The organism is Pseudomonas sp. BCA17 (assembly GCF_004519405.1).
Classification (GTDB): Bacteria; Pseudomonadota; Gammaproteobacteria; order Pseudomonadales; family Pseudomonadaceae; genus Aquipseudomonas.
On sequence record NZ_SGWI01000005.1, the window covers coordinates 209592 to 230811 of the forward strand.

18 protein-coding genes and 2 tRNA genes are annotated in these 21220 nt (G+C 59.5%); 9 read left to right on the forward strand and 11 right to left on the reverse strand.

Annotated features, from left to right (window positions below):
* The first annotated feature begins 28 nt into the window (after positions 1-28).
* Positions 29-1273, forward strand: coding sequence for an EAL domain-containing protein (locus tag EXW71_RS19520; RefSeq protein WP_134660157.1), 1245 nt, complete (start codon positions 29-31; stop codon positions 1271-1273).
* Here the strand turns inward: EXW71_RS19520 and EXW71_RS19525 are convergent.
* Complete coding sequence (locus tag EXW71_RS19525; RefSeq protein WP_372241337.1) at positions 1242-1880, reverse strand: response regulator; 639 nt, start codon at positions 1878-1880, stop codon at positions 1242-1244. The genes EXW71_RS19520 and EXW71_RS19525 overlap by 32 nt on opposite strands.
* 230 nt (positions 1881-2110) lie before the next feature.
* Between EXW71_RS19525 and EXW71_RS19530 the strand changes: the two genes are divergently transcribed.
* Positions 2111-2395 carry a DUF3509 domain-containing protein gene (locus EXW71_RS19530; protein WP_134660155.1) on the forward strand — a complete coding sequence of 95 codons (285 nt, stop codon included), beginning with the start codon at positions 2111-2113 and terminating at the stop codon, positions 2393-2395.
* A 170-nt stretch (positions 2396-2565) separates the two neighbouring features.
* On the opposite strand, the gene EXW71_RS19535 is transcribed toward EXW71_RS19530, so the two are convergent.
* A complete protein-coding gene (locus EXW71_RS19535; protein ID WP_134660154.1) occupies positions 2566-3450 on the reverse strand; it encodes a TIGR02285 family protein in 885 nt (294 codons plus the stop codon).
* Positions 3450-4649, reverse strand: coding sequence for a CaiB/BaiF CoA-transferase family protein (locus EXW71_RS19540; protein WP_134660153.1), 1200 nt, complete (start codon positions 4647-4649; stop codon positions 3450-3452). The genes EXW71_RS19535 and EXW71_RS19540 overlap by 1 nt, the downstream gene beginning before the upstream one ends.
* Before the next feature lie 149 nt (positions 4650-4798).
* Between EXW71_RS19540 and EXW71_RS19545 the strand changes: the two genes are divergently transcribed.
* Both EXW71_RS19545 and recJ read left to right on the forward strand, forming a co-directional pair.
* Positions 4799-5341 carry a YaeQ family protein gene (locus EXW71_RS19545; protein ID WP_123715789.1) on the forward strand — a complete coding sequence of 181 codons (543 nt, stop codon included), beginning with the start codon at positions 4799-4801 and terminating at the stop codon, positions 5339-5341.
* Between the two features lie 54 nt (positions 5342-5395).
* Positions 5396-7105 (forward strand): single-stranded-DNA-specific exonuclease RecJ, encoded by a 1710-nt coding sequence (gene recJ, locus EXW71_RS19550; RefSeq protein ID WP_123715788.1) that lies wholly within the window; start codon positions 5396-5398, stop codon positions 7103-7105.
* Between the two features lie 137 nt (positions 7106-7242).
* On the opposite strand, the gene EXW71_RS19555 is transcribed toward recJ, so the two are convergent.
* From EXW71_RS19555 to EXW71_RS19570, 4 genes are all read right to left on the reverse strand, one after another.
* Positions 7243-8529 carry a virulence factor family protein gene (locus EXW71_RS19555; RefSeq protein ID WP_123715787.1) on the reverse strand — a complete coding sequence of 429 codons (1287 nt, stop codon included), beginning with the start codon at positions 8527-8529 and terminating at the stop codon, positions 7243-7245.
* Positions 8529-11171 carry a bifunctional lysylphosphatidylglycerol flippase/synthetase MprF gene (gene mprF / locus EXW71_RS19560; protein WP_123715786.1) on the reverse strand — a complete coding sequence of 881 codons (2643 nt, stop codon included), beginning with the start codon at positions 11169-11171 and terminating at the stop codon, positions 8529-8531. Before mprF ends, EXW71_RS19555 begins: the two co-directional genes overlap by 1 nt.
* Positions 11172-11450: 279 nt before the next feature.
* Positions 11451-11527 (reverse strand) — tRNA-Met (locus tag EXW71_RS19565).
* Positions 11528-11733: 206 nt separating this feature from the next.
* Positions 11734-11810, reverse strand: a tRNA-Met gene (locus EXW71_RS19570).
* 278 nt (positions 11811-12088) lie between these two features.
* On the opposite strand from EXW71_RS19570, the gene dinB reads away from it, so the two are divergent.
* Positions 12089-13147, forward strand: a complete 1059-nt coding sequence (gene dinB, locus EXW71_RS19575) for a DNA polymerase IV (protein ID WP_123715785.1) — start codon at positions 12089-12091, stop codon at positions 13145-13147.
* Positions 13148-13273: 126 nt separating this feature from the next.
* Here the strand turns inward: dinB and EXW71_RS19580 are convergent, their stop codons facing one another.
* From EXW71_RS19580 to EXW71_RS19595, 4 genes are all read right to left on the reverse strand, one after another.
* On the reverse strand, positions 13274-14227 hold the full coding sequence (locus tag EXW71_RS19580) for a hypothetical protein (RefSeq protein ID WP_123715784.1): 954 nt from the start codon (positions 14225-14227) through the stop codon (positions 13274-13276).
* A gap of 20 nt (positions 14228-14247) precedes the next feature.
* The gene (locus EXW71_RS19585; protein ID WP_134660152.1) at positions 14248-15963 is read right to left on the reverse strand and encodes a proline--tRNA ligase; all 1716 of its coding nucleotides are present in this window, start codon (positions 15961-15963) and stop codon (positions 14248-14250) included.
* A 200-nt stretch (positions 15964-16163) separates the two neighbouring features.
* Positions 16164-17696 carry an AmpG family muropeptide MFS transporter gene (locus EXW71_RS19590; RefSeq protein WP_134660151.1) on the reverse strand — a complete coding sequence of 511 codons (1533 nt, stop codon included), beginning with the start codon at positions 17694-17696 and terminating at the stop codon, positions 16164-16166.
* A gap of 43 nt (positions 17697-17739) precedes the next feature.
* Positions 17740-18102 (reverse strand): MGMT family protein, encoded by a 363-nt coding sequence (locus EXW71_RS19595; RefSeq protein ID WP_134660150.1) that lies wholly within the window; start codon positions 18100-18102, stop codon positions 17740-17742.
* Between the two features lie 145 nt (positions 18103-18247).
* On the opposite strand from EXW71_RS19595, the gene EXW71_RS19600 reads away from it, so the two are divergent.
* The 4 genes from EXW71_RS19600 to groES all read left to right on the forward strand — a co-directional run bounded on the left by EXW71_RS19600 (position 18248) and on the right by groES (position 21190).
* Complete coding sequence (locus EXW71_RS19600; RefSeq protein WP_134660149.1) at positions 18248-19255, forward strand: DUF481 domain-containing protein; 1008 nt, start codon at positions 18248-18250, stop codon at positions 19253-19255.
* Positions 19256-19371: 116 nt separating this feature from the next.
* Positions 19372-20103, forward strand: coding sequence for a HugZ family protein (locus EXW71_RS19605; protein ID WP_134660148.1), 732 nt, complete (start codon positions 19372-19374; stop codon positions 20101-20103).
* Between the two features lie 66 nt (positions 20104-20169).
* Positions 20170-20646 carry an FxsA family protein gene (locus tag EXW71_RS19610; RefSeq protein ID WP_134660147.1) on the forward strand — a complete coding sequence of 159 codons (477 nt, stop codon included), beginning with the start codon at positions 20170-20172 and terminating at the stop codon, positions 20644-20646.
* 247 nt (positions 20647-20893) lie between these two features.
* The gene (groES, locus tag EXW71_RS19615) at positions 20894-21190 is read left to right on the forward strand and encodes a co-chaperone GroES (protein WP_123715777.1); all 297 of its coding nucleotides are present in this window, start codon (positions 20894-20896) and stop codon (positions 21188-21190) included.
* Positions 21191-21220 lie beyond the last annotated feature (30 nt).

Consider the following 21220-nt stretch of genomic DNA (forward strand, 5'->3'; position numbering starts at 1 on the left):
TCTTTGCCCGATACCGACAGAGTTGCCCATGCGTTCCCTTAAAGTGCTGATCCTTGAAGACAATCCTTTTCAATTGATGGCGCTGCACCAGATGCTCAACGCCAACGGTGTGTTCAATGTACTCACCGCCGAGACGGTCGAGACTGCCCGCCAATCCCTCGACAGCAAGGGACCGGTGGACATCGCGATCTGCGATCTCTATCTGGAGCAAGGTGATAGTCTTGAGTTGATCCGCGAACTGGCCGAGCGCAGTCTGGCCCAAGTGCTTATTCTGCTCAGCAACGCCGAGCCGGACGTGCTGCAAGGTGTGGCCAACATGGCGCGGCAACAAGGGCTGAACGTGATGGCGTGCTTGCCCAAACCTGCCTCAGCAAAGCTGATCGGCCAGGTGTTGACGGACTGCCAGGAGCGCTTGCGTGCGGGGCAGCCGGTGACCTCATGGGCGCGGGTGCGCCATTTGCTGGATCTGGGCGAACACGAACCGTTGCCGCCGTCGGCCGACACCAGCCAGGCCAGCATCGTTCGATCCGGCAGGGTCTGGTTCCAGCCGATCGTCAACCAGGCAGGCGAGCTGCAACGGGTGGAGGCATTGGCCCGTTGGCAGTTGGACGAGCAAGAGCTGCTGTTGCCTGACGCTTTCTTGCCGGTGCTGGAATTCGCCGGCATGGAGGAAGCCTTTACCTGGCACGTGCTGGAGCAGGCGCTGGGCCTGGCTGGCCAGGTCATGGGCCAGACCGGCCACCTGTTGCAGGTGGCGGTGAATATTCCCGGGAGGATGCTTGAGCGAGAGCACTTTCCCCAAGTTCTGCAAAGTCTGCTGCAACTGCATGGCGTGCCTGCCCATGGGCTGACGCTTGAGTTGGTGGACACCTCAAGGTTGAAAACCGACAGTGCTCACGTCACCGGCCTGCTGCGCCTGCGCATGATGGGATGCAAGTTGTCTATTGGCGATTTCGGCATGGGTGGCACAAGCCTGCAGAGCTTGCTGGAGTTACCCTTCACTGAGCTGAAAATCCCGCCCGCATTTGCCAGTGGCATGGCCGGGGATGACCGCAAGGCTGCAATAGTGGCCGGCGCCATGAGCATGGCTGCGCATTTGGGCATTGGGGTGGTGATCACCGGGGTGGAAACTGCCGCGGACTATCACGCAGCCGGCAAGCTCGGAGTGGCCTGGCTGCAAGGCTGTTTTATTGCACGACCAATGGAGGTCGAGGCACTCAAGCAGTGGATCATGTTTCAGGCTACGCCAGTCCATGTTCCTGTACATAGATAAACAGCGCAGCATCGTTACCCAGGCCAAGCTTGCGCATGGCGCTGACTTTCTGCGCGCTGACGGTCTGTTTGCTGCGATGCAACTGTGTGGCGATCTCGCCCACGGTCAACCCGGCGCCCAACAGGCGGATCACCTCCAGTTCTCGAGGTGATAGCTGTTGCTGGGAATGCAGGCAATCAGCGCCGACTTCCCCCGCGAGGCTCAGCGTCTGGCGAATGACCTGAGCCACATAGGTGCGTCGTTGTCGGGCGTGTCGGATCGCTTCGGGCAGCTCATTCGCCAGGCTGGCCTTGCTCAGCAAACCCATGACACCCAGTTCCAGGATGGCGTGAAACAAGCCTGCGTTATTAAGCATGGTCACCACCACAATCGGCAGATCGGGGTAGTGCCTGCGCAGATGTCCGATCAGGCGCAGCCCGTCTGCCTGAGGCTCGGCAGGCATCATGAAGTCGGTCACCAGCACATCACAGGCGCAGGTTTGCATTAGTTCAACCAGGGCTTGTGGCGAATTGGCTTCGGCGACGATGCGTACCTGCTCGTCCCCCTCCAGCACGGCGCGCAGGCCAATCAGGAAAATCGGGTGGTCGTCGGCAAGGATGATGCGCAGTGGCTGATCAGACGCGGTTATCAAGACAAGCTCCCATTACAATCCAGGGATTTTAGCCTGTTGATGAATGTTTTCTCTCTGTCATCTTTGCCGTGCATGCTCGACTGACTCGGGCAGATGGCGACATAAAGGTCGAACTTTCTGCTTTGAGCAAGGGTCACTTGAATGTCAGCATCTTAATGACAGTTTTGTTTTTCGAACCTTATTCGAATGATTGAGTGGTGATCGAGATGGAAAGTATCAGCCTATTGCTCGAAGAAGCATTGAGCCCCTATCAGGTTACGCTGACCACCGCAGGTGTGCAGGACGATTGCCTGGTCACTGTGAAGAACCCTGCTGGCGCTATCGTGGTGGAGCGTGAAGTCGACCGCGCGCAATTAACGGATAAGCGCGTCCTGGTGGATGTGGTGGATTGCCTGCTGCGTGACCTGAAGATTGCCGAAGGGCGCCTGGAGCCGTCAGTGATTGCTGCCTTGCGCAACGCCGCCCAGACCCGCAATACAGCCCGCGCATGAAGATTTGTTCATCTGTGGAAACTTCCCACAGCATGATCGGTCAGATTTTTTAGCAGCAAGAGCAAACATTGTGCTCCGGTGTTTGTGGCTTGTTGTACTGGTCTTTGTAGGCCACGTTTAACCCCGAGTTGTCTCCCCACTGCTCGGGGTTTCTTTTTGCCCGAAATTTGTCAGTGCAGTGGCGAAGCCTGGAAAAAGTGCGGGTTGTCCTGCAAATACTGTTCGCGCATGACCGGGTCGAGCCATAGTGCATATGCGTTCTTCACCTCGGCCTGTGGGAGACCCTCCAAGGCCTGATTGATCCGTGCAATGGCCTGACGACCCTCTACAGTGTCCGAGCACCCGATGTAGATGCGTTGGTAAGGCGCAGCGCCTTTTATCGCAAGGAACATCAGGTCGTCAGGCGCTATGCCTTGTTGCGTTGCCTGGTAGCGGATTTCCGTCCAGTAACCGAGCACAGCTTGCAACCTCCCCAGGCGTTGCATTTGCAGCAGGCTGCCCAGGGCGTCGTTCCCGTAATGCAGGACGAGTTTGTGCGAGTCGGTATGCTTGAGACGCTCGTCGATCGCAGGTCCGTAGCTGCGCTCGGCGATGGCCCCAAGGCGGGCGTTGGGGGTTTGCAGAAATGCCTGCAGGTCAAACTGCCCCTCGACGATGAACGGTGCCAGCGTTTCCTGCTGGCTGCGCCGGATCATCACCCCATTGCTGAGCACCACAAATGCCTGGGCGGAAAACGCCACGTACTTTGCCCGCTCCGCGGTCCACAGCAGCGAGGGGTCGCAGGTCAATGACGGGGTACTCAGCATTTGCATGCCCCGGGCACGATTTACATGCAGCACCTGATGGTGATATTCCGGCAAGCGCTCTTTGAGCATCGGCAGCAGGTGGTCCAGTGTCCCCTGGTCTTTTTGCGGTCCTTCGAAGATGGTCAGCGGTGGCAGGTCGCGCAGCAGCCAAGTCAGTGTGTCTTCGGCGCTGGCCGACACCGGCCACCCGACGGTTATCACGCTGGTGAGGCACAAGTGCATGAGCCAACGGAGGGTGCGGCGAGTCATCAGATCGCGCCATCCTCACGCAAACGAGTGATGGCGGCGGCGTCGTAGCCCAGTTCATTGAGCACGGTGTTGTTGTGCTCGCCCAATTGCGGCCCGACCCATTCACAACTACCCGGTGTGTCCGAGAGCTTGGGCACGATACCTGGCATCTTGAAGTCCTTGCCGTCCGGCAGTTGTGCCTTGAGGAACATTTCCCGCGCCAGAAATTGCGGGTCGCCCAGCATGTCTTCGGCACTGTAGATGCGACTGGCGGGCACCTCGGCTTTGTTCAGGGCCTCTATCACTTGGGCCAACGGCAGTGAATTGACCCAGCGATCAATCACGCCGTATAGCTCATCACGGCGGCTGTCGCGTCCATCGTTGCCGGCCAGCTCCGGATCGTTGGCCAGGTCTTCACGGCCAATGGCTGACATGAAGCGTTTGAAGATCGCATCACCATTGGCGCCGATCTGCACGTGTTTGCCATCGGCACTGGTATGGATCGAGGAGGGCGTGATGCCGGGCATGATGTTGCCGGTGCGCTCGCGGATGAACCCGAACACGTCGAACTCCGGAATCATGCTTTCCATCATCGCGAAAATGGCTTCGTACAACGCCACATCCACCACCTGTCCCAGGCCGCCGTTGACCTCTCGGTGACGCAACGCCATCAATGCGCCGATGACCGCCCACAACGCCGCAATCGAATCACCGATGGAGATCCCGGTGCGTACCGGCGGACGATCTTCGAAGCCGGTGATATAACGCAAGCCGCCCATGGACTCGCCCACCGCGCCGAACCCTGGCTGATCCTTCATCGGCCCGGTCTGGCCGAAGCCGGAGAGTCGCACCATCACCAGTTTGGGGTTCAGGGCATGCAGGGTTTCCCAGTTCAGGCCAAGTTTTTCCAAGACACCGGGACGGAAATTTTCGATCAGGATGTCGGCGTCCGCCAACAGTTGCTTGAGGATCGCCAGGCCGTCCGGATGCTTGAGGTTCAGTGTCAGTGACTTCTTGTTGCGCGCTTGCACAAACCACCACAGCGATGTGCCTTCATACAACTTGCGCCATTTGCGCAGTGGATCGCCGCCATCCGGCGATTCGACCTTGATCACCTCTGCACCAAATTCGGCGCAGATGCGCGAGGCAAACGGGCCGGCGATCAGGGTGCCCAATTCGATGACTTTCAAGCCGGTAAGGGGTTTGGCATTAAACGACATGGGGTTCCTTGTCTGCTCAGGACGGTGGTTTGATGCCTTTTAACATAGGCGAGCGGCCCAGGGATAAGGATGATGCAGCGCAGTATTCGTTGAATGGCCGTTGCATCGGTTAGACTGGCAACCTTTCCCTGTCTATTAGAAGCCCGTTCATGGCCCAGCCGTCCACGACCTACAAATTCGAACTCAACCTCACTGACCTTGACCGATCGGTGTACGAGAGCGTCAAACAGACCATTGCCCGTCACCCTTCGGAAACCGAAGAGCGCATGACTGTGCGCCTGCTGGCCTACGCCCTCTGGTACAACGAGCAGTTGACGTTTGGCCGTGGTCTGTCAGATGTAGACGAACCGGCCCTGTGGGAAAAAAGCCTGGATGACCGTGTACTGCACTGGATTGAAGTCGGCCAACCTGACGCCGATCGCCTGACCTGGTGTTCACGCCGTACCGAGCGCACCAGCCTGCTGGCCTATGGCAGCTTGCGTGTGTGGGAAGGCAAAGTTGTGCCGGTCGCCAACAACCTGAAGAACGTCCACATCGCCGCCGTGCCGCAAGATGTCCTCGAGACCCTGGCCAAGGACATGCCCCGCGTTATCAAGTGGGACGTGATGATCAGTGAAGGCACGATGTTCGTCACCGACGACCGTGGGCAGCACGAAGTGCAATTGCAATGGCTGGCCGGCGAGCGCGGTTGAAAACAAGCTTCAAGCCAGTTCCTCACTTACCCAAAGAGATTTCCCAAGCGTCCCATGCGTATCGATCCTCGCCCGTTGCCCGCTGTTCTGCCGTTTCTTGGTGAATTACCACCGCTGTTGACCCGTCTATACGCCGCACGCGGGGTGCAGTCGGAAGCCGAGCTGGACAAGAGCCTGGCGCGGTTGATTCCCTACCAGCAGCTCAAGGGCATCGACGCGGCGGTAGACCTGCTGGTGACGGCATTGGAGCAGCGCCAGCGCATCCTGATCGTCGGTGACTTCGACGCCGATGGCGCCACGGCCAGTACCGTGGGCACTCTGGGCCTGCGTCTGCTGGGGGCGGCCCATGTGGATTACCTGGTGCCTAACCGGTTCGAGTACGGGTATGGCCTGACCCCGGAAATTGTCCAGGTAGCGTTGCAACGCCAACCGCAGCTGTTGATTACCGTGGACAACGGAATTTCCAGCGTCGAAGGTGTGGCGGCAGCAAAAGCGGCGGGTTTGAAGGTATTGGTCACTGACCACCACCTGCCCGGGGATGAGTTGCCGGCGGCGGACGCCATCGTCAACCCGAACCAGCCGGGCTGCGAGTTTCCCAGCAAGGCGCTGGCCGGCGTTGGTGTGATCTTTTACGTGTTGATGGCCCTGCGCGCCCGTTTGCGCAGCCTGGGCTGGTACGACAACAAGCCGCAGCCGAATATCGGTGAGTTGCTCGACCTGGTGGCCCTGGGCAGCGTCGCCGATGTGGTGCCGTTGGATGCCAATAACCGCATCCTGGTCCATCAGGGGCTGGAGCGCATCCGCGCCGGTCGCGCCCGGCCGGGGATCAAGGCGATCCTCGAAGTTGCCAAGCGTGATCATGCCCGCATCACCTCCACCGACCTCGGCTTCATCCTCGGGCCACGGCTCAACGCTGCCGGGCGCCTGGACGACATGAGTCTGGGCATTGAATGCCTGCTCACTACTGACGTTGCGGCGGCCCGGGAAATGGCCGCGCAACTCGATGGCATGAACCAGGATCGCAAATCCATCGAACAAGGCATGCAGCGCGAGGCCCTGGCTCAGCTCAAAGACCTGCCGGTGGAGTCGATGCCTTACGGCTTGTGCCTGTTCGACCCGGAATGGCACCAAGGTGTCATCGGTATTCTGGCGTCGCGCATGAAAGAGCGGTATTTCCGCCCGACCATCGCATTTGCCGATGCGGGTGATGGCCTGCTCAAGGGCTCCGGGCGCTCCGTACAGGGTTTTCATATCCGTGATGCGCTGGCCGTCGTAGCGAGCCAGCACCCCAACCTGATCACCAAGTACGGCGGCCATGCGATGGCGGCTGGCCTGACGTTGCCCGAGGCGAATTTCCCACTGTTTGCCGAAGCTTTCGATGCTGAAGTCCGTCGGCAACTGCGTGAAGAAGACCTCACGGGGCGCCTGCTGTCTGATGGCACTCTGGCGGTGGAAGAGTTTCATCTGGAGCTGGCGCGGGCGCTGCGACATGCCGGGCCCTGGGGTCAGCATTTCCCCGAGCCGTTGTTTCACGGCGTGTTTCAGTTGGTGGAACAACGCGTTGTCGGGGAGCGGCACTTGAAGGTGGTGCTCAAGAGCGAATGCGGTTCGGTGAAGCTTGATGGCATTGCGTTTGGTGTAGATCGTGAAGTCTGGCCCAACCCGACAGTGCGTTGGGTAGAGCTGGCCTACAAGCTGGACGTGAACGAATTCCGAGGCAATGAAACGGTGCAACTGATGATTGCACACATAGAACCTCGCTAGATCTGGGCAACACCCCAAAACAAATGTGGGAGGGGGCTTGCTCCCGATCGCGGTAGGTCAGTCAAAGGTGATGTGACTGACCTGTCGCAATCGGGAGCAAGCCCCCTCCCACAGTTTGTTTGGCGTATCGCCTGGAATTACTCGGCTTTGTCCTTGGCCTGGTGCTTCACGATGATATCCACCAGACGCTTGGCCAGCGCCGGGTAGTTCTCATCGAAGTGATGCCCGCCTGGCAGCTTCACGGCTTCGCCCACGGCAGTCTTGTCGGTGCAGCCGCTTTCGTCGACTTCTTCGGCACCGTAGATGCACACAACTTTGTCAGCCGGCAGCTTGGCCATTTCCGGGCCGGTGGCAGCTTCCTTGCCCGCGTTGCCCAACCAGCCTTCCACTTCGATTTCAAAGCTGCCGGTACGCGCGAACGCCAACAGGATGATCGCGTCAACGCGTTGCTGTTCGTTTTCCGGCATGCGGTTGTAGATGGCAGGCAGCACGTCGGCACCGAACGAGTAACCGGTCAGCACGAAGCGTTTGGTGCCCCACTTCTGCCGGTAGTGTTGCATCAACTCGGTGAGGTCCTTGGCGCTTTGCTCAGGGGTCTTGTGCTGCCAGTAGTAGCGCAGGGTGTCGATGCCGACCACCGGGTAGCCGATCTTGGCCATTTCACCGGCCACGTCGCGGTCAAGGTCGCGCCAGCCGCCATCACCGGAGAGAAACAGGGTGACGGTGTCCTTGGCCTGGCCGGCCGGTACTTCTACCACCGGAATCGCCAGGCCGCCGTTGTCCGAGCCGACCAGTTGCTTGCGCAGTTCGTTGTTCAGCACTTGTGGGTAGTGAATGTCGTAGTCGCTGATGCTGGTGGTTGCGCGCGGCGTATCACGTACGAAACTGGCACTCTCGTCGTCAGGGTTATCGTTCCAGGCCACCAGCCAGTTGCCATGGGCAGCGGTTTTCGGCAGCGGGTCCTTGCAGCCTTCCTGCACTAAAGCGAAACCGACGGAGATGGCGTTGGCCTTGTCGTCGTTCTGTGTGGCGAGCCAGCGCCACGCGAGCGCAGCCCCCGGGCCGATCCCGCTGACCAGAGTCGCCGGGCCTTTAAGCTGGCCCAGAGCGCTTTGCAACGCTTGTTCCTGCAACGTGCAGTCACCCTTTGGCAGGATGACTTGAACGATTTGTGCCTTGCCGCCCTGGCTCAGGGCAATCAGCTGGCTGTCGGTCAGGACTTCGTCGGCCGGCACGGCCACCGCTACGCGGGCTTTCGGCGTGCCGTTCGGGGTTACGCGGGTCATCACCGAGCCATCGGCCTGGGGCAATTGCTCCAGGGTCGGCTGTGGGGCAGGGCGGTTCCAGTACCAATAGCCACCGCCTGCAATCAGGACGAGCAGCACTACGATGGCCAATACATACCGCCAGGAGCGTCGAATCATCAGCGTTTCACCAATCCAGTCAAGCCGCCCGCAATCAGGGCGGCGGTATCGGCCAGTGCCACCAGCGGATCAAGTCCTGCGGGCACGGCCATGTAACGGGGTTCCCAGTCGGGCTGGAACTTGTCTTTGAAGCGGCGCAAACCTTGGAAGTTATACAGTTGCTCGCCACGACGGAACACCATCGAGCCCAAACGTTGGGTCAACGGGGCACCGCGACGTGGTTGCAAGCCTGACAACGGCACCATGCCGAGACTGAAGCGGGCGTAGTCATGGTTCTTATAGTGTTGAATCAGGCCAACCATCATGAACTCCATGGTCAGCTTGGGGGCGTCGGGGTGAGCGCGCATCAGGTCGAGGCTGGCCAGGTCGTGGTTGTAAGTCTCGAGCAGGTTGGCGAAGGCCACCGGGCGCCCTTCGAAGCGAACGATCGCAATTCTGAAGTGCTTGAGGTAGTCGTCGCTGAAGCGTCCCAGGGAGAAACCCTTTTCCCGTACGTTCTTGCCGGTCAGCCACGCATCGGAGATGACTTTGAGTTCAGCCATCGGTGCCTGGCCCTGCTCGAAGATCTCCAGTGACAAGCCGTCCCGGGTGCCGCGGTTCCAGGTGTAGCGCAGGTCCTTCATCTCTTTGCCCTTGGCTTCCAGGTCAAAGCGTTTGAGGTCGACGCGGGCCTCTTCGCCCAGTTTGATCGCGGTGAGGCCGATATCCATGTAATACGGCAGGTTCTCGGCGCGTACCTGGTAGAACACCGGGCGGGCATGATGGATATCGCACAGGTCACGGAACTGCCAGATCATTTCGGCGCGCGGCTGGGTCGGGCCGATCGGGTCATACAAGGCCACCAGGCTGCGCCCACGACGGGCATACATCAGGAAGGCTTCGTCGTTGGGGTGGAACAGCAAGGCCTTGTCGCCGGTCAGTGCCAGGCCGCCGTCGGGCTGGGAGGAGGCCATCAGGATCTTGGTGGCACGCTCCAGTTCATCCGGTGTCGGCAAGTGGATGATCGGGCGTGCAGTACGCAGCAACCAGGTCAGCGACACGATCACCAGCAGCACTGCCGCGCCCAGCAGCGAGCGCAGGCCACGGGGGGCGTTGGCGTCTAGGGTGAATTGCCACCATAACTGGTGGCTGTACGGTACGTCTTGATAGGCAAACAGCAGCAGCCAGATCGAAGCGCCCAGTACGCACACGCTGGCCACCAGGTACAGCGGCGAGAACGGCAGTTCAGTCAGGCGGCTGGCGCGGTAGAACGAGCGACGGAAGATCGCCAGCAGCACCGCGGTCATGATCATCAGGCTGGCTTCTTCCCAGTCGAAGCCCTTGAGCAGTGAGAGCAGGGCGCCGGTCAGCAGCAGCACCATGGTCAGCATCCAGGCGGCGGACAAGCGCCGACGCAGGCCCTGGGCAAGCAACAGGCACAGTACGCCGATCAGGCTGGCACCAAAGTGCGACGCGTCAATCAGGCGGTGGGGAATCAGGAAGCCGATGTTTTCCAGGCGTGAGTCGATTTCCGGTGTTGCGCCGGAAAACAGCAGGACCACGCCTGACAAAAAAACCAGTACGGCCAATACCGGCGCCGCCAGACCTGATGCAACCCGCAGGCTCTGCTGGGTCTGGAACAGGCGCTGGGCTTCGTTGACCAGCAGGAAGATGCACGCGATCAACAGCGGCAGTACCACGTAGATCAACCGGTACAAGAGCAAGGCTGCAGCCAGCGGTGCTGCGCCAAGTTTGTCGGCGAATGCGGCCAGCAGGATCGCTTCGAAGACGCCGACCCCGCCCGGTACATGGCTGAGCACGCCTGCGGCCAGGGCCAGCAGGTACACCAGCAGGAACGGGCCAAACGGCGGCGCTTCGGGCAACAGCATATAAAGGACGGTAGCGGCGGCGGCGACGTCCAGTGCGGTAATGATCAGTTGCAGGAAAGTCAGGCGCCGGCCCGGCAGGCGCAAGGTGCGTCGCCCGGCCTTGACCAGCAGGTTATCCGGATAAGGCTGTTCCGGCAGGCGGCGGCGGTAAATACCGATGCACAGCACCGCCGACAGTACCAGCACCGCGGCGGCAATGCCGCCCAGCAAGCCTTGCGGCAAATGCAGGTAGGTGGACGCCGCTGGCAGGTTGCTCAGCGTGGCCAATGCGGCCAGCGGCGGCAGGGCGGTGCCCAGGGCCAGGCTGGCGAACACAGTCATATGGGCGACTTCACCGGCCCCGATGCCATGGCGAGCATATAAACGGTAGCGCACCGATCCGCCCGAGAGCATCGACAGGCCAATGGCATTGCCGATGGCAAAGGCGGTAAAGCCGCCCATGGCCAGGGTCTTGGCGGGCAGTTTCACGCCGGCATAGCGGGCGCCGGAAAACTCATAGCCCAGCAAAATGATGAAGCCGGCGACCGCGGCGGCAAATGCACCCAGCAGGGCCGGCTTGGGCACTTCCAGGATCGAGTCGTGGAGGGCGTACAGATCCAGTTCCAGCAACAGGTGCCGACAGGCGATCAGGGCGATTGCGAACAGCAACAGGGTGACGGCCAGCCCGATGGGCTGACGGTACTTGCTCAACAGATCCATCCAACGCAAACGGGTGGGTGTAATCGGTTGTTCTGCTGTGACGGTGTCTTGTGGTTCAGACGAGTTGGCGCGCATCAATCACCTCGTGGATTGTGCGCGACAGGATGGGGGTATCCAGCCAAGTTACCAATCCCTATGGACAAAATAATTACAAATATTAACGCTTATCGCCGGGTGCGGCGACTGCGGCCATTGGTCGTAGAGGGTCGTGCTTGAGTACTGAGCATAGCTTGCAATGACATGGACTCTGCAAACCGTGTACGGTTTCATGAAAGATGCCATGCCATTGTTTCAGAAGAACTTTTTCATAGGATACAAAAAAGGCCACTCTTTCGAGTGGCCTTTCTTGATGTTTGGTTGCGGGAGCCGGATTTGAACCGACGACCTTCGGGTTATGAGCCCGACGAGCTACCAGACTGCTCCATCCCGCGTCTGTGGGCGGCATTCTACAGCCCAGCGCCGAGGTGTCAACCGTTAATGGGCTAATGGGTCAAATAAGTGTGAATTAGCCGCCGGGTGCCTGACCCTGTTCGTAAGTACGTGAGTGCGAAGGCTTTTTTGTCTTACAATTTTTATACAGGGCAAAAACGGACACGCACAAAAAAGGCCACTCTTTCGAGTAGCCTTTTTTGATGTTTGGTTGCGGGAGCCGGATTTGAACCGACGACCTTCGGGTTATGAGCCCGACGAGCTACCAGACTGCTCCATCCCGCGTCTGTGTGGCGGCATTCTACAGAGGAATGCCCGTGTGTCAACCGCCGAACTGAAAAAAAGCGCTTGTGCTTCAATTGGTTAGCGCTGAAAACCACGCTTGGAAAGGGCGCGGAGCCAGTCTGGCCGAGGCTTTCAGCTCTATTGGTATGCTGAATTCGATTGAAAAAATAAATTCATCTTGGAGATTTCCTACCGCTCGGGCGGAAGATTCACACTACTGGTGCTATATACAGTGGCGAATGCGATACTGACCGCCCGTTGGATAACACCCCGTTTATATGACGCAGCGCAAAATCATCCACATCGACTGTGATTGCTTCTACGCCGCGATTGAGATGCGCGACGACCCGAACCTGGCGCAAAAGCCCTTGGCCGTGGGTGGCTCTGCCGATCGCCGGGGCGTGATCGCTACCTGCAACTACGAAGCCCGGGCTTATGGGGTGCGATCCGCGATGTCTTCACGCCACGCCCTTAAGCTGTGTCCGGACCTGACCATCGTCAAGCCGCGTATGGATGCCTATAAAGAAGCGTCCAAGGAAATCCAGGCGATCTTTCGTGACTACACCGATCTGATCGAGCCCCTGTCGCTGGATGAAGCCTACCTGGATGTCTCCGACAGCCCGCACTTCGGCGGCAGCGCCACGCGTATTGCCCAGGATATTCGTCGGCGTGTCTCCAACCAATTGCACATCACCGTGTCCGCGGGCGTAGCGCCGAACAAGTTTCTGGCCAAGATCGCCAGCGATTGGAAGAAACCCAACGGCCTGTTTGTGATTACCCCGGACCAGGTCGAAGACTTTGTCTCCCAGTTGCAGGTCAGCAAATTGCACGGCGTGGGCAAGGTCACGGCCGACAAGTTGGCGCGCCTGGGTATTGAAGACTGCCTGCAACTACGTGAGTGGAGCAAGCTGGCGCTGGTGCGCGAATTCGGCAGTTTTGGTGAGCGGCTTTGGAGCCTTGCGCGTGGGATCGATGAGCGCGTGGTGCAGAACGACAGCCGGCGGCAATCCATCAGTGTGGAAAATACCTACGATGTGGACTTGCCCGATCTCTCAAGTTGTTTGGCAAAACTACCTGAACTGATGGAAACCCTGGCCGGACGCATGGCGCGCATCGACAGCAGCTACCGTGCGGGCAAACCGTTTGTGAAAGTGAAGTTTCATGACTTTACCCAGACGACGCTGGAGCAGGCCGGGGCGGGGAGGGATCTTGAGAGTTATCAACAGTTGCTGACCCAGGCGTTCAATCGCGGCGGCAAACCGGTGCGGTTGCTGGGGATTGGTGTGCGTTTGCTGGATTTGAGCAACGGCAACGAACAGCTTGAGTTTTCCTGGTAGAAACCGCGCGTTAAAGGTGGGGACTTGCTCGCGAGGGCGGTGTATCAGGGATAAATGTATCGACTGACATTCCGCCTTCGCGAGCAAGCCCGCTCCCCTAGTTGGATCTTTAAAGGTCTTGAGGGACTAACGAGCCCCAGGGTCCGCTACCAGGCGCCCTGCATCCTTGGTCAGTGCTTGCAGGAATTCCTGCTGCAACTCAGGATCATTGCGGGTCAGTTCGATCAGGCTTTGTTCCAGTTCGCTGGCTTCTTCTTCCAGGCCCAGCTCTGACAGACGCTTGACCCGGTGCACCCACTGGTTGACTTCGTCGTCTTCCAGGTCGTCGTAAATCAGGCCATGGGCTTCGAGCAACTTGCTGCGCAACGTGCTGCTGATAGCCAGGGTCGAGTCTGAGTGCACGTCATCCTGGCCATCTTCCACGCTGATTTTCAGGGTGCTGATGCGGTTCAGATCCTGCTCGGCAAACGGACTGTCCAACAGGTTCAGGCGCAATACGCCATTACGGTCAGTGGTCAGTTCATGGGTTTGCTTGCCGGCGGTGACCTGTACCGGGCGCTCGCTCCAAGGCAGGCTTGAATACTCTAGGCGCTTGTCGCGCTGGACTTCATCGATGCCCGCCAGGTTCTGTTGCGCACGGCCATGGGACTGCACGTTCATGAACGGGTTGATGCCGTCCACGCCGTAACTCAGCCAGTCGCGGGTCATGCTGGTGGGCAGGTTGCCGAGGGCGAAAATATTCGCCACGTTGGCTCCCGCGCCCGCCACCAGGGCCACGGCGCCCAGAGGCATCTCGTAGACTTTGCGCCAGGGTTGATAGGGGGTGTAGCGATCATAGCGGCGGGTCACCTCGAATTCGGTGACCTCAAAGGTTTTTTGCTCGTGAATCCGAACCCGGCGTTGCGGCAGTTCCAGCACTTTGGGCTCGCCTACATCGATCTGCAGGCTGTGGTCGAGCAACTTGCGCTCGATCCGCTCCTCGTGCTCACTGCGTTGCGACATCTGGTTGGCGCAGCCGCTGACAAGCAGGGCGCCGCACAAGGCGGCGCCCCCCAGGGCTCTGGTGTTTCGCTTGAACATGACTTCTCTTGATCTGGTTTTCAGCGACGAATACGCGCCTGAAGGAAAGACAACACGTCAGCCACCGGCAATGGCTGGGCTTCGGCTTCGGTCCGGCTTTTGTATTCTAGATTGCCATCAGCCAGGCCGCGATCACTGACCACGATCCGGTGCGGGATGCCAATCAGCTCCATGTCGGCGAACTTGATGCCCGGGCTGGTCTTCTTGTCCCGGTCATCCAGCAGCACTTCAAAACCCGCCGCCGTCAGTTCGGCGTACAGCTTGTCGGTGGCTTCGCGTACTTGCTCGGTTTCGTAACGCAGCGGTACCAGGGCTATCTGGAACGGTGCGAGGGCGTCACTCCAGATGATGCCTTTCTCATCGTTGTTCTGCTCGATGGCAGCCGCTACCACGCGGGACACGCCAATGCCGTAGCAGCCCATTTCCAGGGTAATCGGCTTACCGTTCTCACCCAGCACTTCGCACTTCATCGCCTTGCTGTACTTGTTGCCCAACTGGAAGATGTGCCCGACTTCGATGCCGCGCTTGATTTCCAGAGTGCCCTTGCCGTCCGGGCTTGGGTCGCCGGCGACCACGTTGCGCAGGTCGGCCACGGTCGGAACCGGCAGGTCACGTTCCCAGTTCACGCCGAAGTAGTGCTTGTCGTCGATGTTCGCGCCAATAGCGAAGTCGCTCATCAGCTCGACCGAGCGGTCGATGATGATCGGCAGCGCCAGGTTCAGCGGGCCGAGGGAGCCGGCGCCGGCGCCAATGGCGTCGCGCAGTTCGGCATCGGTGGCCATGACCAGCGGGCTGGCCACGCCAGGTTGCTGGGCGGCCTTGATTTCGTTGAGTTCGTGGTCGCCACGGATCACCAGCGCAATCAGCTTGCCTTCTTCTTCGGCGCGCACGATCAGGGTCTTGATGGTCTTTTCAATCGGCAGATTGAATTTCTCCACCAGGGCCGCGATGGTCTTGGTGTCAGGGGTGTCTACCAGGCGCAGCTCTTCAGACGGTGCTGGGCGGGACGTTTCCCGTGGCACGGCTTCGGCTTTTTCGATGTTCGCCGCGTAGTCGGAGCCGTTGCTGAACACGATGTCGTCTTCACCGGACTCGGCCAGCACATGAAACTCGTGGGAACCGGCGCCGCCGATGGAACCGTTGTCGGCTTCAACCGGGCGGAATTTCAGGCCCAGGCGCGTGAACACGTTGCAATAGGCCGTGTGCATGCGGTCATAGGTGGCCTGCAGGGACGCCTGGTCAGCGTGAAACGAATAAGCATCCTTCATGATGAATTCGCGGCCACGCATCAAACCGAAGCGTGGGCGGATTTCGTCGCGGAATTTGGTCTGGATCTGATACAGGTTCAGCGGCAGCTGTTTATAGCTGCTCAGCTCGTTGCGCATCAGGTCGGTGATCACTTCTTCGTGGGTCGGGCCGGCGCAGAAGTCGCGACCATGCCGATCCTTGAAGCGCAGCAACTCAGGGCCGTACTCTTCCCAGCGCCCGGATTCCTGCCACAGCTCAGCCGGTTGGGTGCTCGGCATCAACACTTCCAGAGAGCCGGCGGCGTTCATTTCTTCACGAACGATGGCTTCGACCTTGCGCATCACCTTCAAGCCCATGGGCAGCCAGGTGTACAGGCCGGAGGCCAGTTTGCGGATCATGCCGGCGCGCAGCATCAGCTGATGGCTGATCACGACCGCGTCGGAAGGCGTTTCTTTCTGTGTGGCGAGCAAATATTGACTGGTACGCATGGTAGGCCGTTGTCGGTTGCTTGGACTTGAAATGACTTGGGATTGTACGGGCGTGAGCCGCCGCCGTACAGGTATCAGAATAAAGGGCTGTCTGTAATGAGGGAGCTTGCTCCCGTTCGACTGCGTGCAGCCGTCGAACGCTTTTTTTGAGGGCGCTGCGCACTCCTGCGGGAGCAAGCGCCCTCGCCACAGAGTGCTTGTCACTCTTTTGCAGGAGGACTCAAGCGCGCCCGCCGACTTTCCTGAAACCAGTGCAGCGCAATCAGGAACAACGTCGGCACGCCCAGCAGGCAGGTGATGATAAAGAAATTGTGATAACCGAACTTCTCCACCATCACGCCGGAGTACCCGCCAATCAGGCGTGGGAGCAACAGCATGATGGAACTGAGCAGCGCATATTGGGTGGCGGAGAACTTGAGGTTGGTCAGGCTCGACAGATAGGCGACAAACGCCGAGGTGGCCAGGCCCGAGCTGAAGTTATCCAGGGAGATGGTGAAGATCAGCATCTGCAGGTCCGGGCCCATGTCCGTGAGCATCACGAACAGCAGGTTGGTTGCGGCCGAGGCCGCGCCGCCGATGAACAGGATCGGCAGGATACCGAAACGCACGATCAGCAGGCCGCCCATGCCGGCGCCGAGCAGTGTCATGATCAGGCCGAAGATCTTGCTGACCCCGGCGATCTGGTCCTTGGTAAAACCCTGATCGATATAGAAGACGTTGGCCATCACGCCCATCACGGTGTCGGACATGCGATAGGTCGCAATCAGGCCGAGCAGCAGCAATGCTTGCCAGCGGTAGCGCAGGATAAAGTCGTTGATCGGCGTCAGCACAGGCGCCAGGCCGCGGCGGCCCATGGCCGACAGGCACAGGGTGGTGAGGATGATGTACAGAATGGCGCGCAGGAACGCGCGGTCTTCCATCAACAGCTCCCACAACGTGACGCCGTGGAACAGCACGCTGGCAAAATCGGTGTTGTACAACTGGGTGAACATCGCCGGGACCGACACCAGCAGCACGATCAAGACGAACACCGAGACCAGTTGGTGCATGAAACTGTAGCGGCCGGCCTGCAGTTGGGTACGCAGTGGTACGTCGGGTTCACGCATGAGCAAAGTGGTCAGGAGCGCTGGGATCATCAGCACGCCGAACATGACATAGGTGCCGGTCCAGGCCGAGTGCTTATAGTTGAAGCCGGTAGAGCCGAAACCTTCGGCAAAGAACAGCGCGCCGGCCGTGGCCAAGAGGGCTGCAATGCGGTAACCGGACATATAACTGGCGGCCAGGGCGGCCTGGCGGCTGTCGTCGGCGATTTCCAGGCGGTAGGCGTCTACGGCGATGTCCTGGGTGGCCGAGGCGAAGGCCACGATCACCGCGATAGCGATCAGCCAGGACAAGTGTTTTTGCGGATCGCAGAACCCCATGCCGATCAATCCGAGGATCACCAGCGACTGGGCAAGCACCAGCCACGAGCGGCGGCGCCCCAGTTTTCCGAGGAGCGGCAGGCGCCATTGGTCGAGCAGCGGCGACCAGACCCATTTAAAGGCGTAGGCCAGGCCGATCAGGCTCGCATAACCGATGGTCTCGCGGGCCACACCGGCCTCGCGCAGCCATACGGAAAGCGTCGAGAACACCAACATGTAAGGCAAGCCGGCGGCGAAGCCGAGCAACAACAGCACTAACGTCGAAGGGCTGGCATAGGCGGCGAGCGCGGCGCGCCAGGTTTTACGGGGCATGGGCTGGAGTCTGCCTCAGATTTGCGGAAACAAAGCGCGCACTCTAACCGCTGTGCTCTACCGGGCGCCAGCCATGACGCTGAATATCAACGCGATTGTTCAGGATAGTGACACCTTCGCTGCGTAAACGTGCACGTTGTTCGTCGCCTGAGGCGCTGCCCACCGGCAGACTTATCCGACCGCCGGCACCTAGCACACGGTGCCAGGGCAGTCGCGTGTCTTCGGGCAGTTGGCTGAGGGTGCGCCCCACCCAGCGCGCTGCCCGACCCAGGCCGGCCAAGTGCGCCAACTCGCCGTAACTCACTACACAGCCTTCCGGGACTTGCGCCAGCGTCAGGTACAGCGCGGTGCGGCGCATATCGGCGGGACTTTGTGGCGTGTCGGCAGGTGGATTCACTGTGGGCATATCCGCTGAGATCTTCGTTTATTTGTAAGAAACGTCTGTAAGCATGGCGATGAGAATTGAACTCAATATAAATCCTTGAGTCAGTCGTAGCTATCTAACACGATAGCGCCCTCTTTTCCGCCAACCTCGAGCCTCGAATCTGCTTATGTTGTCCAGAACTCTGCTGTGCCTTGCTGTTCTCAGCGCCTCTACACCTGTGCTCGCCGACACCGTGTGGTTGAAGAACGGCGACCGCCTGACCGGCAAGATCAAAGTCTTTGATGGCGGCAAGCTGCTGATCCAGACAGACTACGCGGGCTCGATTCCGGTGGACTGGAAGCAGGTGAAAACCCTGGAGAGCGACCAGGAATTGCTCGTCAAGCAGGACGCCTACACCGGCGAGAAGGCCAAGTCGCTGAAAGCAGCGGATGAAGGAAAGGTGGTCCTGGCCAACGGCGAAGCGCCCAAGACCGTGGACCTGGCAAGTATCCAGCAGATCATCAAGCCCAAGCCGGTCATCGAAGACCTGGTATGGAAGGGCAATGTCGACCTGGCGCTGGACTACAAGCGTGCCGACAAAGACACCAACGACTACGACATCGATTTCAAAACCACGGCCCGTCACGGCCAGTGGCGTCATACCGGGAAGGGTGAGTACAACCGCGAGTTCCAGGACGACGTCACTACCACCGACAACTGGGCCTTGGAATATGACCTGGACCGCTTCATCACCGAGCATTGGTTCTGGCAGGGTCGCCTGACCTATAAGCGCGACAAGGTGGAAGACCTGTCGCGGCAACGCACCGTGGGTACCGGCCCCGGCTACCAGTTTTGGGATGATGAACTGGGCGCATTCTCCCTCGGTTCCCTGGTTAACCGCACCGATTACGAATATGCCGACGGCGGCAAGGACAACTTCTACTCCCTGGCCATGAAGTGGAACTACAACCGCTATCTGGTGGGCAAGACCGTTGAGTTCTTCACCAGCGGTGAACTGGGCAAACCGCTGGCCGGGCCAGCTGAATACTCACTGGATGCACAAATGGGCCTGCGCTACAAAGTCACCGAGTGGGCGTCGCTCAACCTCAAGGCCGAGCGCGACATTATCAGTGGCGACACGGAAAGCAGCTTGAGCAAGACGCGCTACACCGCAGGGTTCGGTGTGGCCTGGTAAAAAAACGCGGCAAAACCTGCCGGCGAGGCTCTGGCAACCTGCGCGTATATTGATTACCTTGTGTTGAGATCCATTCCCATATGCCGTGGGCGGTCGAACACCCGAGGAGTCATACGTTGAGCGCGCACGTTGCCAAGAACGCCCGAGAGCTGTTGCTCAAGGAATACCGTGGGGCTCTCTCCACACTGTCCAAAGCCATGCCTGGCTTCCCCTTCGGTTCGGTCGTGCCTTATTGCCTGGATGAGCAGGGCCGTCCGCTGATCCTGATCAGCCGCATTGCCCAGCACACCCATAACCTGCAGAAAGACCCTAAATGCTCGCTGCTGGTGGGTGAGCGCGAAGCCGATGACGTGCAGGCGGTCGGGCGCCTGACCTACCTGGCCGAAGCCGAGAAGCTGGACGATCAAGTGGCGATCGATGCGGCGGCCGAACGTTACTACCGCTACTTCCCCGACTCGGCCAACTACCACAAGGCTCATGATTTTGATTTTTGGGTACTCAAGCCTGTGCGCCACCGTTATATCGGTGGGTTTGGCGCGATTCACTGGGTCGACCAGTTGACCCTGGCCAACCCGTTCGCCGGCAAGGCTGAGCGCAGCATGATCGAGCACATGAACAGCGATCACACCAAAGCCATTGCGCATTATGTCGACCTGGCCGGTTTGCCGACCTCCGAGCCTGCGCAATTGGTCGGTATCGACAGTGAAGGCATGCACCTGCGGATCGGCCAGTCGTTGCATTGGCTGCCTTTCGCCGAGTCTTGTAATACTCCGACACAAGTGCGCGAGGCCTTGGTTTCATTGGCTCACGCCCAGGTCTGGCCGAAAAAAGCAGCGGCCAGCGCTTGAATTCACGAAACGGCGACGTCATCTAAGGTGGACTGGCAAGGCATTCTTGCGTTGAGGAACCATTTGATGCGCCCTTTTTTATTGCTCTTTCTGCTGTTCCCGGTGTTGGAGCTGTTCGTATTCGTTCAAGTCAGCAGCGCGATCGGGTTTTTCCCGGCGCTGTTGCTGATAATCGCCGGCTCGATGCTGGGCGTCCTGGTACTGCGCGTCGCCGGCCTGGCTACAGCCCTGCGTGCCCGTGAAAGCCTGAATCGCGGTGAGTTGCCGGCCCAGACCATGCTTGAAGGCCTGATGATGGCCCTGGCCGGTGGCCTGTTGATCCTGCCGGGCTTCATCAGCGATGTGGTCGGCCTGATCATGCTGCTGCCGGTCACGCGCAAATTACTGGCCGGCAAGATGCGCCAGCGCGCCGAAGAGGCAGCGATTCGCCAGCGTGCCTTCGCCGATGACCTGCAGCCCCGCGGCGGTCCGGCTCCGCGCCAGCCCCTGGGGCGTGAAGGGGATGTGATCGAAGGCGAGTTCGAACACCGCGACTCCAAATAACCGCTTTATTGGCACGGCACCTTCGGGTGCCGTGTTGCTTTTAGCCGGCCGTAGACACAAAAAATTTCATTCGCGGCCCCTTGAAATAGGCATATGCGCCCTTATGTAAGGGTCACCGCAAGGTTTCTGGTGGTGACACCAGTCAGACTTCCGCGTCTTGCCTGGCGAGGCGCGACCGGCCCAGCCGGAATACAAACCCGCCGGTACTGAAACCGGCCGATGAAAATACAATTAGGAGAGATCGACAATGAGCAAGCTTCGTCCTCTGCACGACCGCGTCGTCATCCGTCGCAGCGAAGAAGAAAAGAAAACCGCTGGCGGTATCGTTCTGCCAGGTTCGGCTGCTGAAAAAGCCAACCACGGCGAAGTGATCGCTGTGGGTTCCGGCAAAGTGCTGGACAACGGCGAAGTACGTGCGCTGGCTGTGAAAGTGGGTGACAAGGTTGTATTTGGCCCTTACTCCGGCAGCAACACTGTGAAAGTCGATGGCGAAGACCTCCTGGTAATGAGCGAGAACGAAATCCTCGCTGTTATCGAAGGCTGATTCCCGCTCATCTTCCCCAAGAATTTAAGG